Here is a 16,182-nt window from a genome sequence, read left to right on the forward strand (position 1 = left end):
TCCGGTCTTCGAATGTGCTATAAGTTATTGAAATATATGGTGACCCCGACGCGATTCGAACGCGTGACCCTCAGATTAGGAAGCGGGCCCAGTTTATTGATCTAGCTGGATATTTTTGCAAAACGGGCTCGTTTGCGATCAAACGATATCAATACGTTAGCAGTGCGTTTGCAAACCAATCAATCCTGACTTTCCAGGAGGTGTAAATGCCCCTCCTGCAGCAGAATGATGCGCTTTTCGCCTACAAAGCATTGGCGATTATGCCCGACCTATCCGCTGCATCGCGGAGGGTAGCAGGTGCCATCATCGATCACTTCAATAAGAAGACCGGGCAATGTGATCCAAGCGTCGGAAGATTGACAAAACTCCTTCGTATCAGTCGCGCTGCGGTTCTCAGAGCAACAAAGGAACTCGACGAGCTCGGCCTGATCCAGAAGCAAAGCCATGGCGGGAAGTCTCATCGCACAGCATATTTGCCAAACTGGCAAATGTTTCGCGCGGTTGTTGAAGATTGGGACCACGGAATGAAGTCCGGCGATAGGCCATCAGAAGGCCTCCCAAAGGTCTCAGAATTGAAACCATCAACGTCTCAAAGCTGCGACCATTCCGGTCTCAAAAATGAGACCCAAACCCGTAGAAAGAACCCTTCGAATAAACCCATCGAAAGGAACAGCGTGGCATCAAGGGCACAAATTGACAATTTACCGAACAAGTCGATTAAGACCGATTGGTCATTGAAGGGAAAGGGTCGGAAAGAACAGGTGTCTTTCTTTCATTCACCACAACATGCGAAGACACCATCACGATCCGAAGTCGCAAGAGCCAAAGCGCAACAGCGATGGGAAGGCGACCTTATGCGTCGGCGACACGTTCAGACTGAAGCAATCATTGCTTGGCTGACACTCGAAAGAATGGATCAGGCGACCGAAGCAGAGCTGTCCAGACAAGGCGGAGGGTTGGATTTTATTCTCAAGGAAATGCGCCTCACGGTAGCCAATGCCTCGTGATGGGTCCTTGTGAGAAAAAGAACCGCCTAGGGGAACTTTCGCGACCCCAAATCATCAAGACGCACTGCGGTCATGTAGATGCCAGGTTCTTTGTCAGGGTCATGTTTAAGCGCAGCTTGTCAGGTTGAGTGCTGTGCCCCGGACGATCACGGGTCCTTTCAGAGCATTCTGTGTTCTACGGGATTGTTCCCGGCGACGGGGCGTGCGCTTACGCAGAGTTGTCCAAACAGTTATGTTTATGTTCTTGTTTATGTTCCAACCCGCCAAGATCACTAAACAACTCAAATTCACTACGCAAGGTTTCTGAGCCGTTAGCAACAGAGTGCGAGCGGGTCCTTTTCGAGAGATCGATTTGCCTCACAGGGGTCTTTGCGTCCCTAGACGCAAAGACATACGGCAGTCAAATTGATACCGTTTTCTTTGTCTGGGTCAGACTTATGCGTCCTCACAATATCAACGATTTAGCCTTGAGTAAGACTGTGCATATTTACTTACGCAAGGGCTTGTTCCATTAAACCTGCTGTCTTCCCTCAGCTGCCCAAATTGCGCCACGGCGGATGATTTCGGTAACCTGCGGCACTTTGAGGTCGTTGAGTTCGTGACCGATGGAGCAATAGAAAACCCGTCCCTTGTCCCAGCGGCGTTTCCAGACAACCGGGATCACGGTTCCTTCAATCCACCACAGATGGTCTCCGGAGAAGGTGGTGGTGGCGAGCACTTCGTTTGAGGGGTCGACCAGCATGTAATATTGCTCTGACGTCAGGCGAAAGCTTTTGATGCCTTCCACAATCGGGTCTGACGGTCGGCAAATCGTGACATCGTAATTGATATAGTCTTCTGCCGGTTGCAAGTTGTCCGGCCAGCCTGGAGGATGGGCAACAAACTGGCCACCAATCAGAAAGTGGTAGGTGGGGCGATCGCGGAAGGCATCGCCCATATGCCCATGCCACCCGGCAAGACCGCAGCCATTGCCGATCAGCTGCAGAAGACCATCCTCCTGCGGTTTGGTCATGTTTCCGAATTCTTCCTTGTGACCGGACCGTGCGGACGACCAGATCGGTGTAATCAGATCAAGATCTGCCAGGTCTTCCGGGCGCTCCAGCGGTTGAAGCGTATCATAGACATCCACCTCAAAGCCGTTGTCCTTGAGAAGGGCCTCATACCAATCGCTGAACGCGGTCGGGGTATGTCCTTCCCATCCGCCGACAAAAAGTGCTGCTTTCATGCCAATCCCTTTTTGACAAAGTCATAGAGTGACGCCATGTCCCGTGCGTCATATCCGCTGTCTCCAGCAGCTTTCAGGAGATCCCAGTTCAGGGCCGCCTGCGGCATCCTCACGGCGAGGTCATCCGCCAGATCAAGGGCCAAACCAATATCCTTGCGCGCCAGAGCCACGGTGAAGCTGACGTCATGCGCAGCCTCATCCAGATAAAGCCCCTTGCGGTAGGAAAAGACCGGCGCTGCGACGGCAGAGTTTTCAATAACCTCATAGGCCAGTTCGGTCGAAATGCCTGCACCATCCGTAAGGGCGAGAGCTTCAGACAAGGTCTGGTTCATGCCGTGAATCAACAGGTTAACGCTGAGCTTCATCGTTGCCCCTGCACCAACAGTCCCCAGCCAGATGGTCCGTTTGCCAAGACTGGCAAAAACCGGTTCCAGCTGTGCGGCGGCCGGCGTTCTTGCGTCCTCACCCGCCATGATCAGGAGCTGCGCCTCTTCTGCAGCCTTTGTGGCACCAGAAACCGGGGCATCGACAAAGCTGCGACTGACCTCTTCCATGGCATGCGCCATCGCCTTTACCTTGGAAACGGAGATCGTTCCCATTTCGGCAAAGACCTTTGCGCCGTGCGTGGCCGCGAGAAATCCGGTCGAGCCAAAATATACGTCCTCCGCCGCCGCATCATCTGCCAGCATGGAAAGGACGATGTCAGACTGTTCGGCCAGTTGCGCAGGGTTTGCAGCAGATCGACATCCGTAAGCTTCGGCAAAAGCGTTTGCCTTGGATACCGTCCGGTTCCAGACGCATACATCAAATTTGGCCCTCACCAGATTGGCGGCCATGCGCTCACCCATCCGGCCGAGACCGGCAAAACCAATCCGTGGTTTTTCAGCCATCTAAGCCGCCTTTTCAGGATTGATCCCGGAAATGGCCTGAATGAGATTGTCTTCCGTCACCTCTTGCGAAGTGAACGTCCGAATGATCTCGCCGCTATACATGGCAACAATACGGTCGCTGACGCGCAGCACTTCCGGCATTTCCGAACTGATCACAATCACTGCATATCCCTGGCTTGCGAGTTCCCGGATCAGGTTGTGGATTTCCGACTTGCTGCCAACGTCGATACCGCGCGTCGGTTCATCAACGATCAGCACATCCGGGTGCATGGAAAGCCACTTGCCGATAACAATTTTCTGCTGATTTCCGCCAGACAGGTTACCAACCAGCTGTTTCCAGCCCGGCGTCCGGATATCAAGACGGTCCCGATACTGATCGAAGATCGCAATTTCCGCGCCTTCGGCAACAAAGGGGCCTGCTTTCAAATCGCTGACCTGCGGGAGGGTCATGTTGTCCCGGCAGTTCATGCCAAGCACAAGTCCCTGCCCCTTGCGGTCTTCCGGCACAAGGGAAATGCCCTTCTCAATAGCATCAGCAGGCGAACTGACATGAACCTTCTCGCCATTCAAAAGAATGTCACCGCCGGTTGGCTCTCTCAAGCCAAACAGCGTCTCTGCGATCTCGGTGCGCCCTGCGCCGACCAGACCATAAAAGCCGACCACCTCGCCCTTGCGGACTTCAAAGCTGATGTTTCGAAACAACTTGCCGCAGGACAGATCGCGCACTTCCAATGCCACAGCCCCCAAGTCGTGATGTGTTTCATTTCGCGAAAGGTCGAGCTTGCGCCCGATCATCAGTTGGGTGACTTCGTCTTCGTTCGTTTCAGCGGTTTTCAAGGTGCCGCGATACTGACCATCCCGCAGCACACTTATCCGATCCGTGATCTTGAAGATCTCTTCCATACGGTGGGAGATATAGATGATCCCCACTCCATGGGCCTGAAGGTCACTGATCACATCAAACAGCACAACCTTTTCCGCATCTGTCAGGGAGGCCGTCGGCTCGTCAAAGATCACAGCCTTGGCCTCGACAGTCAGTGCGCGAGCGATTTCAACCATCTGCTGGTTGGCTATGGACAGATCTCCGACACGGGTCTTGGCATCAAACCCGACCTTCAGCTTTTCCAAAATGACATTGGTCTGGGCATAGAGCTTTTGCCAATCCACCAGACCGAATGCCTTTTTCGGCAATTCGCCAAGGTATATGTTTTCCGCCACTGTCAGCTCTTCAGCAAGACTGAGTTCCTGATGGATGAAGACAATGCCTTTTGACTTGGCCTGTAGTGGTGAGGTCATCACCGTCGGCTGTTCACTGACAACGATCTGCCCCTCGTCGGGCTGATAAATTCCACCCAGAACCTTCATCAAGGTGGACTTTCCGGCGCCATTTTCTCCCATGAGTGCGTGAACCTCACCCGGCAGCACCGAGAACGACACGTTGTCGAGGGCACGAACGCCGGGAAAAGTCTTGACGATGCCCTCAAGCCGCAGGGCCGGTGTTTGATCGGTCATGTCTTCAATGCCTCCCGTCCCTTGAGGTTGAGCTGTCGATCGAGAAACAGAACGGCAATCAGGATCAGGCCAATCACGAGATTAACGGTCTCCGTGTCCGCTCCAATGTGTCCGAGGCCTTTGCGAAGCAGCTGGATAGCCAGAACACCGCCAAGCGTGGACAGGACAGACCCCGCCCCGCCGGTCAGCTTTGTACCGCCGAGAACCACCGCAGTGATGACCCAAAGCTCGTAAAGCTCGCCGTCATTCGGGTTCACTGATCCTGACTCGGAGTAAAACACGACGGCGGACAAAGACGCGAGGAAGCCAATGATCATGAAATTGATCACGAAGTGTGGTCCAACACGAATTCCGGCGTTGATTGCAGCAGTGCGATTATCCCCGATAGCATAGGCATTTCGCCCATGAACCGTCTTGTTCATGACAAACCAGATCACGGCGGTCACGGCGATTAAAAACCATGTCGGTGTGTGCAGTCCCATGAACTGGCTTTCGGCCAAGTCGACCAGTGTCCAGTTCAGGTGCGATGTCGGCTGCTCGCCGTTATACATGAACACCAGACCGCGATATCCGAGCATTGATCCAAGCGTTACGATGAAGGCGTCCACGCCCGTCTTCCAGACGATCAGACCGTTGAGCGCGCCGAGCACCACGCCGGTCATCAACGCCAGTCCCCACGCCAACGGAATGACCCCGTCTCCGAGACCGCCAAACATTGGCCACGTCATGCTGTCCAGAAGAACAATGGCGCTCAGCGCAAAGGTCGCCCCGACGCTCAGATCAATGTTGCCATTGATCATGATGATCGTCATGCCGATCGCAATGATCCCGATTGGGGCCGATTGCTTGAACAGCAAGAGCATGTTGTCGAGGTCCATAAACGCCTTGTCGCTCAGGGACAGGAATTCACCCGCAACGGAAAAGAAGACCAGTTCCAGAACGATGAACCCCCAAATGGCCCCGCGTTTCAGGAAAGTGCTGAGTGTTCCAGGTGCCATAGCTCCCTCCCTTACGCGATGGGTGACCAGAGCTTGCCGCGCTTGGCCGCAATATCCAGCCACACAGCAAGAATGATGATGATCCAGGTGACAACGTATTGGACGTAGAATTGCAGGCCGACGAGCAACAGGCCGTTCTGGATGAAGCCGAGAATTAGAACACCGATCACGGTCTTGAAGATGGTTCCCGAGCCACCGAGAAGCGAGGCGCCTCCAAGGATGACGGCAGCCAGAACTTCGAGTTCCAGCCCCTGTCCGACCGTATTTTGACTGCCAAGTGAGCGGCTGGCCTGAAGCAATCCTGCCGTTGCCACACAAAGAGCGGACAGGATGTAACAGGTGAAGACGACGCGGGCGCGGCGAATGCCGGAAAACGTTGCCGCCGTACCGTTGCCGCCAACGGCATAGACCTTCCGGCCAAACGGGGTTTTCGCCAGAATGATCCCGAGAAGGGACGCCAACAGCGCAAACATGAGTATCGGGACCGGGATGCCCAATACATCCGACTGGCCGAAAAAGCTGAACCAGGTGCCTTCCTTGTCGGCAATGTCCATGTTCTTGCCGCCGGAATACGTCAGGGTCAGCCCATGAATGGCCGACAACATGCCGAGTGTGACAATCAGGGAGTTGAGCTTCAGGTAACCGACCAAAAATCCGATGAATGCCCCAAGGCAAAGAACCATGGCATACATGGACGGGATGGCGAGCGTTGGCCCGATCTTGTCATGCAGGTCCAAAACGACAATGGTCGAGAAGGACATCATGGATCCAACGGACAGATCAAGGTTGCCACTGATCACCACAAAGGTGACACCAAGCGCCATAACGCCCAGAATGGCGGACGAGCGGATGACTCCCATAACATTGTCTGGTGCCAGAAAACGCTCATTTGCAATGGTGAAGCCCACCAGAAACAATGCGAATGCAACCAGTATACCCTGACGTGCGAGAAATCCGCCCAAATCAAACTTGCTGAAGCGGTCCAACAGCTCCTCCCTGACGCCAATTGATGGCGTGTTCTTACTGCTCGTGCATCCAATCCTCCGAAATCGGGCGCACGGTGAATTTCTCTCGTTTAAACGAGGGTCATGCCCCCATCGATCATGACGATCTGACCGGTCATGTAGTCGCTGTCGCGCGCAGCCAGAAACGTCGTCGTGCCCGTGATATCATCCGGTTTTGCGGCACGTCCTCTCAGGATTTCAGAGGAAAACTCTTCCATGGCCTGTCCGGGCCGCTTCGATGCGCCAATCTCGAGAAGATCCTGATCGACCTGCTCCCACATTTCGGTCGCTACAACGCCAGGCGCAAACCCCGTCACCGTAATGTTGTGCTTGGCCAAATCGCGTGCCCCTGACTGTGTCAATGACACGACCGCCCATTTGGATGCACAGTAGGAGGCTACATTATCGAAGCCCTGACGACTTGCAATGGAGGCGGTGTTGATGATTTTTCCGCCATGCCCTTGGGAAATCATCTGGTTCGCGGCTTCCTGCATGCCAATGAGACACCCAAGTCCGTTGACCTTCATGATGAAGTTCCAGTTGTCCTCGGTCACATCGAGGAAATTCATCGGTTTGTTGACGCCGGCATTGTTGAACTTCACGTCCAGCTTGCCGAATACGGAAACCGTTTTGCTGATCATCGCGCGAACCTGCTCGCGCTCTGTCACATCAACCTGTGTGAAGGTAACTCGTCCGCCAGCCTCAGCGGCCCGCTTTTTATTTTCTTTGGCAACGGCTTCGACTTGATCGGCGTTGATGTCTGCAAAACAAACATCTGCCCCCTCATCCAAAAGCGCCTCGCCAATTGCGCGGCCTATTCCCCGCGCGGCTCCGGTCACAATACACGACCGCCCGGACACACGACCCATTCTCTCCTCCGCCCCGAAAAGAGAGACGCGAGGGAAGCCCGCGTCTCCAGGTGTTCGGTCTCAGGCTTAGAAGACCGGCTTGTCGAACTCGGCCATGTTGTCTTGGGTGATCTTCGGCGTATCGAAGTAGTTCAGGAACGGGATATCCTTTCCTGAGAGGACATCAATTGCCGTTTTCAGAGCAGCTTCCGCATCATCAACTGGAGACTGGTAGATGGACCCCCAGTATTCGCCGCGGCCCATTGCCTCATAGCCAACAGCAAAGTTTGTTGCGCCAACGAAGATTATGCCCTCGCGCCCGGCTGCCTTTGCAGCGTTCAGAGCCCCAACGCCCATGTTGTCGTCACCGGAATAAACACCGTCGATGTCATCATACTTGACGAGGAAGGCTTCCATGACCTTTTGGGACTTCTCACGGTTCCAGTCGCCCGGCTGCTTGTCGATCTGGGTCACATTCGGGCAAACTTCCGGAAGGCGGTCATCGAAACCCTTGGCGCGTTCGATAGCCGTTGTGTAGCCCGGCTGACCGGTGATGTGCACAACCTTGGCTTCATTTTCTGTGCCCATGGCCTTGAACTTGTCACACATGATTTCAGCGGAACGCCTGCCCTGAGTGATGTTGTCGGGACCGGAGAAGGACTTTACGAACTCAAAACCCTGCTCGGCAATGTTGGAGTTGGTCACGATGACCGGTATGCCGGCCTTGTGAGCCTTGCGAACTGCCGGGATCACCGCTTCACCATTGGTCGGCCAAATGATGATCGCGTCGACTTCCTGTTGGATCAGATCTTCCATTTGAGCAATCTGGCGCGCGACGTCACCACCCGCATCGAGCACAACGGTCTCAACCTTGTCGTTGGCGTCTGCCGCCGCGATAAAGGCCTTTTCATATGTGGTCTGGTAGCTATCCACGCCGACATTGTTCTGGGTAATGCCGATCTTCATCGTTTCAGCCATGGCTGCCCCGCTCAGGGTCAAACCGACAAAAGCTGTCGTAGCGACAAGAGCTGACTTGAAGCTTGTTTTCATAACTTTCCTCCCTTGGAAACCGCGTAACGGCCTCAAAAATCTCGAACACCGGCTCTCTCCTCCGGCGGCGCCCTCATGTTTGACGCTGCTAAACCCTGCATTCCGAAAAGTAACAACGCGCCCCCAAAAATATTCATTTTGAATTTCCTAATGTTCAAAATGAATTTTTCAGGCATTTTTTAGAAAAGTCACCTCGTTCATTTTCGGGAGGAATTCAATGGCGATCCAAAAAAGATCCAATTTGAACAAAACGAAGCGCGGTTCCTCTGCTGCATCAGACTGGGGCAAAGCGATGAACCATCACAAGGGAGAGCTGGTGCGGGACGCGGAAATCCTGACACCTCAAGCAAAGACTGAAATTCTTCAGGTCCTTTCGTTTCTGGAAGAATTCGAAGATGAGCTTGAGGGTCTGCTGGAAATCTCGGCACCCAATCCATACTTCAAAATGTCGACATACCTCGTCAAAAGACATCTTGAAGCGAAAGCCGTCACCCCGACGTCGCTGATTGGCGCGTCAGGAGTCCCTTATGCCACGGCAACACGGCGCATCAAGGAGATGCTGGACGTCGGGTTGATTGAGCAACGCCCGCGCACCTCGACAGGTCGCAGCTTTTCATTGCACCCCAGTTCAAATCTTCTGGAATCCTGGACGCAGTTCAGCAGCCGTGTCCGGCGTCTGGCTTCACAAAGCTTTGGTGCTGCCGAACAGCGTCCGGAAACGCAGGATTACTACTTCGGCGGGTCCTATCTCACAGCCCAGACGATCCAGCCGCCAAAAGTTCTGCTGGAACCGCTGAAACTGACCGGGGGTTTACGCGTTCTTGTCCACGGCGACCCCACCTTCATGGTGATGCACGCCCTGAAAAGGCAGTTCGAACAAGTTATCGGCTGCCCCATTCACCAACGTGCCTTTTCGATCGATCGCCTACACGAGGAAGCGGTCAAGAATGCGCAGCGTGCGACGAGCCGCTATGACTTGATTGCACTTGACCTGCCGTGGCTGGGCGAATTTGCCGAAAACGGCTACTTGCTGCCTCTGGACGAGGTACTGGATACCGACAGGTTGACGCCGGCGGACTTTCACACAGCCGGTTGGCAGGCCGCACACTGGAGCGGACGTCCTTATGGCGTTCCTTCACAGACCACACCCGAACTTCTGTTCTACCGCAAGGATATGCTCGCAGAAGCCGGTCTTGAGCCCCCGCACACGACCGACGCCCTGATTGAAGCGGCCAAGATCCTGCATAAACCCGGACTTGGCCAGTATGGCATCGCCTGGAATGCAGCCCGTGGAACCGCACTCGGCCACACGTTCATCATGACTTGCGCGGACTTCGGACAACCGATCCTCGATTTGCCTCGTCAGGCAGGTGGGTTCGACGCAAGCAGGCTTGCGACAGAACCCTATCGCCTGCAACTGGACAACGAGAAATGTCTGGATGCTGCAGAATACCTCATGGCGCTGCTGCAATATTCTCCGCCGGACATTCTTTCCATGTCCTGGTACGAGCGCGTACGCCCCTTCGCCAATGGCAAGGTGGCAATGGCTTATGGCTACACGCTTCTCGCCCCCTATTTTGAGCAAAACCCGGCCTGTGCGGCCTATGGCAAGGTCGGCTACTTGCCCCACCCTGCCGGTCCCGGCGCAGCACAGATTGCTCCCGTCGGCGGCTACCTTCTCGGCATTCCGGCGAATATTGCACCGGAACGCCGCCGTGAAGCAGCTGAAGCGTTGATCGCCTTCACTTCGCCGGAAGCACAAAAACTCTACGTGGAAAACGGCAGCCGCACCAACCCGCGCTATTCCGTTGGTGCCGATCCGGAAGTCCGACGTCTGTCGCCCATATTCGAGGCCGTAGACGGCATGTCCTGGAGGGACGAGCTGCAGTTCTGGCCGCGACCGCCAATCCCCGAAATCAGCCGGATCATCCAGATCTGTGGCGAGGAATGCCACGACATGTTGCGTGGCGTGCAAACACCGAAAGCCGCGTTGCAAGCGGCGCAAAATCGTGCCGACCAGGTCCTGAGGGAGGCCGGCAAGCTCTAATGGGAGGAAATAATGGACCCCAATCGTCTTAAGGGAAAGAACATCCTGATCACCGGCGCCGCCCAGGGCATGGGCGCGGCCAATGCGGAATACTTTGCTGCGCAAGGCGCAAATGTCGCATTGGGTGACATCAACACGGATGGGGTCAACGACGTTGCCAAACGCATCAATGGCGCTGGCAATGGCAAGGCAATTGCCATGAAGCTGGATGTCACCAGGCGGGCTGAACACACCGCTGCGGTCAACGCAACCGCCGAGGAATTCGGCTCCATCAACATCATGATCAACAATGCCGGCATCAACAAGCCGAAGATGTTCCTCGATATCGATGAGGACAACTGGGACATGATCATGAACATCAATGCCAAGGGCATGCTGTTCGGCATGCAAGAGGCTGCAAAGAAGATGATCGATCAGGGGCCCATGGACGATCATCCTTACAAGATCATCAACGTTGGAAGCATCGTCTCCCGCACCGCCTTTCTCGATGTGGTTCCCTATAGCTGCTCCAAATACTGCGCCCTTGCCATGATCATTGGTGGTGCAAAGGCGTTGTGGCCGCACAAGATCACAGTCAACGGTTACGGTCCTGGCGTTGTGAAAACCGAGCTTTGGGAGCAGCTCGACAAGGATCTCGTTGAAATCGGCATGTTCGAGAAGGAAGGCCAGTCCATGGACCATCTGGCCGAAACCATGATCCTGATGAAGCAGCTGTCCACCCCGGACGATGTGAAGGGCACAGCCGCATTCCTGTGCTCGAACGAGTCCGATTACATGACCGGCCAGCTCATCATGATCGACGGCGGAATGATCATGCAGTGATCGCCCCCTAAGACTGGCCGCAATCTGCGACCTGCTCTGACAGGTCGCCCCCCGTTTCCCCGAAACAACGAAGCGCCCGACGCGGCGCCACCCTGGAGCCTGCCATGAACCGCGCTCTCACCCCGAATATCCTGACCCCACAAGACCTTGAACCAAACTGGAGATGGGAGGGCCGCATTCCGGCCTGGGGCCATACGTCCGTCGACTTCGAACGACGGATTGATCATGACCGCCTTCGCCGCTACCGGCTGGCACGGACACGTGAAGCGCTCAAGGCCTCACCGGCGGGAACGCTGCTGCTGTTCGACGTCAACAACATCCGCTACGTGTCCGCGACCAAGATCGGTGAGTGGGAACGCGACAAGATGTGCCGGTTCTGTCTGCTGACCGGCGACGATTCCCCGTATGTCTGGGACTTCGGTTCGGCAGCCATGCACCACAAGAAATTTTCGGATTGGCTGGAGCCGGACCATTGCCGTGCAGGTGTCGTCGGTATGCGCGGAACCATTCCGCCGGAATTCGCCTTGATGCGCAAATATGCCCGCGAGATTGCCGGGCTGATCAAGGACGCAGGCATGGCCGACATGCCGGTCGGCCTCGACTATGCAGAAACCGCCATGTTCCACGCGCTCAAGGAAGAAGGCCTGAATGTCATTGACGGCCAACAGATCATGCTTGCCGCGCGCGAAATCAAGAACTGGGATGAAATCCAGCTTCTCACGCAAGCCGCCTCCATGGTCGATGGCGTCTATCACATGATCTATGAGGAGCTGAAGCCGGGCATTCGGGAAAACGACATCGTCGCAATGTCCAACAAGATGCTCTACGAAATGGGCTCTGATGACGTGGAAGCGATCAACGCCATTTCCGGTGAACGCTGCAACCCGCATCCGCACAATTTCACGGACCGATACTTCCGTCCGGGCGATCAGGCGTTCTTCGATATCCTGCAGTCTTATCAAGGCTATCGAACCTGCTACTACCGAACCTTCAACATTGGTCGGGCAACACCAGCGCAAAACGATGCCTATGTGAAGGCGCGCGAATGGATTGATGCCTCCATCTCCATGATCAAGCCCGGCGTCAGCACGGACAAGGTGGCTGAAGTCTGGCCAAAGGCCGAGGAATTCGGTTTCCCGAACGAAGATGCCGCCTTCGGGCTTCAGTTTGGACACGGTCTGGGGCTTGCGCTCCATGAACGTCCGATCATCAGCCGCGCGATCTCTCTCGACCATCCGATGGAGATCAAGACCGGAATGGTGTTTGCGCTGGAGACCTACTGCCCTGCAGCAGACGGGTATTCCGCTGCCCGGATCGAAGAGGAAGTGGTCGTGACTGACACCGGTTGCGAGGTCATCAGCCTCTTCCCGGCTGAAGAACTGCCGATCGCCAACCGATACTGATACCTCCCCAACTGCCCGGCCCCTTTTCACGGGACCGGGCCCTTTTCGAGGGACAATTTCCATGAGTGCCAACCCAAAGCACAACGCGGAAGACTACATCCGCATGTACCGCCAAATGGTGCGGATCCGCGCCTTTGAGGACAACGCAAACCAGCTCTACCTGTCAGCCAAGATGCCCGGTCTGACCCACATGTATACGGGTCAGGAAGCAGTCGCGGTCGGAATCTGCGAGGCCTTAACGGCCGAAGACAAGATTACATCCACCCATCGGGGGCACGGACACTGTGTCGCCAAGGGGGCCGAATTCAAGGAAATGTTCTGCGAACTTCTGGGCAAGGAAGAAGGCTATTGCCGCGGCAAGGGCGGCTCCATGCATATTGCCGACCAAGGCAACGGCAATTTGGGTGCCAACGCCATTGTTGGCGGTTCCATGGGCATTGCCACCGGCTCGGCACTTTCTGCCAAGCGCCTTGGCAATGGTCAGGTCACGGTTTGCTTTTTCGGCGATGGCGCAACGGCGCAGGGCCTTTGGTATGAAGTGATGAACATGGCGGCACTCTGGAAGCTGCCGGTCATCTACGCTTGCGAAAACAACGGTTACAGCGAGTACACCAAGACCGCAGAGATTGCTGCGGGTTCATTGACTGCACGCGCTGAATCTTTCGGCATCGAAGCCTTCAAGGTGGATGGTCAGGACGTTCTTGCCGTCAACAAGATCACCACAGAACTGGTGGAGCGCTGCCGCAAGGGCGAAGGCCCGTTCTTTCTTGAGCTTCAGACCTACCGCTATCACGGCCACCATGTTGGTGACATCAATCGCGAGTATTACCGTTCCAAGGACGAAGAGGCTGACTGGAAGGAAAGCCGCGATCCGATCAAGAACTTCGGCAAGTGGCTCTCAGAGCAGAAAATCCTGACAGAAGAAGAGCTTGGTGCGGTGGATTCTGAAGTTGCGGCTGAAGCCAAGGCTGCCGTCGATTATGCTCTGGAGGCCCCCTACCCGAACGCAGCAGAAGTCGACATGCACGTCTTTGCCGGTGTCGAGCACGCCCTTGACTATCTTGCAGGAGGACGCGCATGACCCGCGAAATTACGCTTTCCAAGGCGGTCAACGAAGCCATTGCAGAAGAGATGCGGCGCGATCCGACCATCTTCCTGATTGGTGAGGATGTGGCTGAAGCCGGAACGCCCTTCAAGGTGTTGTCCGGATTGGTTGAAGAGTTTGGCACGGACCGGGTCATCGACACGCCGATTTCCGAACCCGGCTTCATGGGCATGGCGGTCGGTGCGGCCATGACAGGTTCACGCCCGATTGTCGACCTCATGTTCGGCGACTTCATCTATCTGGTGATGGACCAGCTGTGCAATCAGGCCGCCAAGACACACTACATGTCTGGCGGAAAACTCAAGGTACCGTTGGTCTTGCGCACCAATATGGGCGCAACACGGCGCTCCGCGGCGCAGCACAGCCAATCCCTTCAGGCCATCGTCGCTCATATTCCGGGCCTGAAGGTGGCCATGCCGTCTTCCGCCTATGAGGCCAAGGGTCTCCTGAAGACAGCCATTCGCGATGACAACCCGGTCGTCATCTTCGAAGACAAGCTGATGTACAACGACAAGGCGCCGGTCCCGGAGGAGGAATATCTGATCCCCTTCGGCAAGGCCAATATCAAGCGCGCAGGCCGGGACATCACGCTGGTTGCCACGTCCTCCATGGTTCAAGTAGCTGAAGCGGCTGCGAAAATCCTCGAGGCTGATGGCATCAGTGCAGAGGTCATCGACCCGCGCACCATTGTGCCGCTGGATGAGGAAACGATCCTCAATTCTGTCCGCAAGACCTCCCGCGCCATCGTTATTGACGAAGGCCACCAGAACTACGGTGTCACGGCGGAGATCGCATCCCGCATCAGCGAGAAGGCCTTCTACCATCTGGATGCTCCTGTCATTCGCATGGGGGCGATGGATGTTCCGGTACCGTTTTCTCCGGCTCTTGAGGATCTGACGGTTCCAACAGCAGCCAAGGTCGTTGAAAACGCGCGCAAGATCTGCCGCGGGGAGCTGGTTCATGCCGCATGATGTCATCATGCCCGCATTGGGGATGGCGCAAGAGACCGGCCTGATCGTTTCCTGGCTGAAAAATGTCGGCGATCCGGTCAAGGTCGGCGACCCCCTGATCGAGGTGGAAACCGACAAGGCGACCATGGAAGTGGAAGCGCAAGCTGACGGGTTCTTGGTCGATGTTCAGGCCGCTGCAGGTGAAGCTGTACCCGTGGGGGAACTGATTGCGCGGATTTCCAAAACCGCAGAAAACAGCGCGCAAGCACCACAGGAAAGCACTCACCCGGCATCGGCAGAACCGCTGGACGGTCATCAGGTCATCATGCCCGCCCTTGGTATGGCGCAGGAAACCGGCCTTATCATCTCCTGGGCAAAGCAACCGGGCGATGCAGTCAGCGAAGACGACGTTCTTTTGGAAGTCGAAACGGACAAGAGCGCCATGGAAGTGCCTGCTGGGGCTTCCGGCTTTTTGGCTGGCATCTTTGCAGACGCTGGCACGGAAGTCCCGGTCGGCGATATGATCGCACTCATAACCGCTGAAAAACCGTCGTCACCGCTTGCAAAGGCGTCGAAGTCACAAACGTCGGCGACAAAAGCTGCTCATGAGAAACCTGTGGTGACCTCATCGGCAACCAGCAAGGCATCGCCCCCAAAACCATCTACACCAGTTCAATCAAGCGGAAAAATACTTGCATCGCCCAAACTGAAACGTTTGGCTCAGGAACAGGGGCTGGACCTTGCTCTACTGACCCGCGAGGGCCTGCCGCAACCCTTCCATGTCAGCGATCTGGAAACCCTGAAACAACTGGCTTTGCGCCCGACGTCGGCGCAAGGGACAACGACCCAAAGCCGCCGCGTGACAGCCAAGGTGGCAGCAGACAATTTCGACGGTTTTCTCGGGTGGCTGGCGGCCGAAACGGGTGCAGCCGTGCGAGCGGAGACTGTTTTCGCGCTTTTTGCTGCTGGCAGCCTGCGCCCGCACATGCCACAATGTGACCAGATCATTGCAACCGAGGCCTTCGGCATCCGGCGGCACTATCAAAACCCGGACCTTGTCCGCCTTTCCGGCGTTGCACCTGGAGAGGACATTGAAAATGTCACCTGTTTGATCCGCGATCTCACCAGGAGTCCAGTGACAGAGGTTCAATTGGGAGCGGAAACCGTGCCGGTCCTCTCCATTGCTCGTCAGGACGCACATATCACAATCACGCTTGAAAGCTCGGGTGACGCTCTTTCTGCCGAAGCAGCGCTTTCCCTTATTTCCGGGTTCGCCGAGCGGGTTCAAAATCCGCTCCGACACCTGCTCTAGTTCAAGGAC

Annotated in this window: 14 protein-coding genes; 7 read left to right on the top strand and 7 right to left on the bottom strand. The window is 55.7% G+C overall.

From position 1 onward, the window contains the following. Positions 1-206 precede the first annotated feature (206 nt). Positions 207-1,007 carry a helix-turn-helix domain-containing protein gene (locus F0155_RS03730; protein WP_150523137.1) on the top strand — a complete coding sequence of 267 codons (801 nt, stop codon included), beginning with the start codon at positions 207-209 and terminating at the stop codon, positions 1,005-1,007. Between the two features lie 511 nt (positions 1,008-1,518). Here the strand turns inward: F0155_RS03730 and F0155_RS03735 are convergent. The 7 genes from F0155_RS03735 to F0155_RS03765 all read right to left on the bottom strand — a co-directional run bounded on the left by F0155_RS03735 (position 1,519) and on the right by F0155_RS03765 (position 8,534). Continuing rightward, entirely contained in the window at positions 1,519-2,232 is a 714-nt protein-coding gene (locus F0155_RS03735) for a ThuA domain-containing protein (RefSeq protein WP_150523138.1), read from the bottom strand. Next, positions 2,229-3,122, bottom strand: coding sequence for an NAD(P)-dependent oxidoreductase (locus F0155_RS03740; RefSeq protein WP_150523139.1), 894 nt, complete (start codon positions 3,120-3,122; stop codon positions 2,229-2,231). The genes F0155_RS03735 and F0155_RS03740 overlap by 4 nt, the downstream gene beginning before the upstream one ends. Next, on the bottom strand, positions 3,123-4,634 hold the full coding sequence (locus F0155_RS03745) for a sugar ABC transporter ATP-binding protein (protein WP_150523140.1): 1,512 nt from the start codon (positions 4,632-4,634) through the stop codon (positions 3,123-3,125). It abuts the gene before it with no gap. After that, positions 4,631-5,632, bottom strand: a complete 1,002-nt coding sequence (locus F0155_RS03750) for an ABC transporter permease (protein WP_150523141.1) — start codon at positions 5,630-5,632, stop codon at positions 4,631-4,633. Before F0155_RS03750 ends, F0155_RS03745 begins: the two co-directional genes overlap by 4 nt. Before the next feature lie 11 nt (positions 5,633-5,643). Continuing rightward, positions 5,644-6,618 (bottom strand): ABC transporter permease, encoded by a 975-nt coding sequence (locus F0155_RS03755; RefSeq protein ID WP_150523142.1) that lies wholly within the window; start codon positions 6,616-6,618, stop codon positions 5,644-5,646. 89 nt (positions 6,619-6,707) lie between these two features. Next, positions 6,708-7,505 carry an SDR family oxidoreductase gene (locus F0155_RS03760; RefSeq protein ID WP_150523143.1) on the bottom strand — a complete coding sequence of 266 codons (798 nt, stop codon included), beginning with the start codon at positions 7,503-7,505 and terminating at the stop codon, positions 6,708-6,710. 66 nt (positions 7,506-7,571) lie between these two features. Next, positions 7,572-8,534, bottom strand: coding sequence for a sugar ABC transporter substrate-binding protein (locus F0155_RS03765; protein ID WP_150523144.1), 963 nt, complete (start codon positions 8,532-8,534; stop codon positions 7,572-7,574). Between the two features lie 217 nt (positions 8,535-8,751). On the opposite strand from F0155_RS03765, the gene F0155_RS03770 reads away from it, so the two are divergent. From F0155_RS03770 to F0155_RS03795, 6 genes are all read left to right on the top strand, one after another. Beyond that, positions 8,752-10,581 (top strand): ABC transporter substrate-binding protein, encoded by a 1,830-nt coding sequence (locus tag F0155_RS03770; RefSeq protein WP_150523145.1) that lies wholly within the window; start codon positions 8,752-8,754, stop codon positions 10,579-10,581. Between the two features lie 12 nt (positions 10,582-10,593). Beyond that, positions 10,594-11,403 carry an SDR family NAD(P)-dependent oxidoreductase gene (locus tag F0155_RS03775; protein WP_150523146.1) on the top strand — a complete coding sequence of 270 codons (810 nt, stop codon included), beginning with the start codon at positions 10,594-10,596 and terminating at the stop codon, positions 11,401-11,403. A 104-nt stretch (positions 11,404-11,507) separates the two neighbouring features. Next, positions 11,508-12,806, top strand: a complete 1,299-nt coding sequence (locus F0155_RS03780; RefSeq protein WP_150523147.1) for a M24 family metallopeptidase — start codon at positions 11,508-11,510, stop codon at positions 12,804-12,806. Between the two features lie 61 nt (positions 12,807-12,867). Then, the gene (locus F0155_RS03785) at positions 12,868-13,887 is read left to right on the top strand and encodes a thiamine pyrophosphate-dependent dehydrogenase E1 component subunit alpha (protein ID WP_150523148.1); all 1,020 of its coding nucleotides are present in this window, start codon (positions 12,868-12,870) and stop codon (positions 13,885-13,887) included. Beyond that, positions 13,884-14,882 carry an alpha-ketoacid dehydrogenase subunit beta gene (locus F0155_RS03790; protein WP_150523149.1) on the top strand — a complete coding sequence of 333 codons (999 nt, stop codon included), beginning with the start codon at positions 13,884-13,886 and terminating at the stop codon, positions 14,880-14,882. The genes F0155_RS03785 and F0155_RS03790 overlap by 4 nt, the downstream gene beginning before the upstream one ends. Next, entirely contained in the window at positions 14,872-16,173 is a 1,302-nt protein-coding gene (locus F0155_RS03795; RefSeq protein ID WP_150523150.1) for a biotin/lipoyl-containing protein, read from the top strand. Before F0155_RS03790 ends, F0155_RS03795 begins: the two co-directional genes overlap by 11 nt. Positions 16,174-16,182: the final 9 nt, after the last annotated feature.

The organism is Roseibium sediminis (assembly GCF_008711325.1).
Taxonomy (GTDB): Bacteria; Pseudomonadota; Alphaproteobacteria; order Rhizobiales; family Stappiaceae; genus Roseibium; species Roseibium sediminis.